General features: G+C 68.3%; 2 protein-coding genes. Both read right to left on the bottom strand.

Annotated elements, in window-relative coordinates:
* Positions 1-20: 20 nt before the first annotated feature.
* The gene (locus LQ326_RS47185) at positions 21-704 is read right to left on the bottom strand and encodes an IS630 family transposase (RefSeq protein ID WP_234545380.1); all 684 of its coding nucleotides are present in this window, start codon (positions 702-704) and stop codon (positions 21-23) included.
* Positions 701-1,251 (bottom strand): helix-turn-helix domain-containing protein (locus LQ326_RS47190; protein ID WP_234545381.1); only part of this gene is annotated, 551 nt, incomplete at its 5' end. The genes LQ326_RS47190 and LQ326_RS47185, both read right to left, overlap by 4 nt.

Raw genomic sequence — 1,251 nt, forward strand, 5'->3', positions numbered from 1 at the left:
GCCTAGTAGATTGTCGCGGCTTAATTTCGCTGTGTGGTTGGGTGGAGGTGGCGTAGTTTCACGCGTGCGTCGTCGGTGGTGAAGTGCCAGTCGACTTGGCGCTGGTTGCTGTTGGTGTGCTGCTGCCAGGCGGCGAGTTCGGTGTTGAGCACGGTGAGGTCGTCGAGGCAGCGGTCCAGGCACTGGCGGGTGAGCGCGGAGAGCTCGGTCTCGGCGATGTTGAGCCAGGACCCGTGTTTGGGGGTGTGGTGGATCTCCAGACGCTGGGCCAGCGCGAAGGCCTTTGCCGGGTCGAACGCCTCGTAGAGCGAGGCGGTGGTGTGGGTGTTGAGGTTGTCCATCACCTGCACGACCGTGGCGGCGTCGGGACAGTCCACGGTCAGCAGGCGCTCGACCTGGTGCGCCCAGTCGACCCTGGTCCGGCGGGACTGCACGTCCACGCGCCGCCATCCGCGCAGCGGCTCGACCCAGCAGAAGATCGAGCAGGTCCCCGAGCGGACGTACTCGTTGTCCTCGCGCCGGTCACGGCCCGGCCGCCCGGGAAGCGGACCGCGGACGTGGCCGAGCAGCTGGTACGGCTTCTCGTCCATGCACACCACCGGGCGCGCCGGGCCGAAGGGCCGGTGGCAGACCGCCAGGACGTCCTCCTTCGCCGCGGCGAAGGCCGCGTTCGCGGCCGGCGGGATGGTCCAGCACTTCTTCACGTGAGGGCGCAGTTCCGTTTTTTTAAGACCCGCCCGATCGTGGAGTGGTCCAGATCCGGGATGTCCTCGGCCAGTGCGACGTGCTTCTCCAGCAGGCGCAGCGACCAGCGGGCGTGTCCTTTGGGCGGCTTCGAGCAGGCCAGCGCAATCAGCCTTGCCTCGACCTCGCCGGTCACCGAGGAGGGCACCGGCGGCAGTGCGCGTTCCTTCCGGCCGACCGTGGCCCACACATCGCCGCCGGTCTCCGCGTACCGCTTCGAGATCAGCCGGACCGAATCGCACGAGACCCCGACCCGCTCCGCGATCACCGCCCGCGGAGCGACCTCGCCGGCCGAGGTGTCCAACGCGAGCAGCACCCGCGCCCGCCTGATCATCGACGCGCTGCGGACCCCCGTCGTCGTCACACGCTCCAACGCCCGACGGTCTTCGGCACTCAAGACAACCGGATACTTCTTCTGCGAGGACACGGCACCCCTGCCCGGCCGAACGGAAGCATCAAGCGAAGCCTGCCCGACCCCAACTCCACCAACCAGAACGACACTTAGTC

The organism is Streptomyces shenzhenensis (assembly GCF_021462265.1).
Taxonomy (GTDB): Bacteria; Actinomycetota; Actinomycetes; order Streptomycetales; family Streptomycetaceae; genus Streptomyces; species Streptomyces shenzhenensis.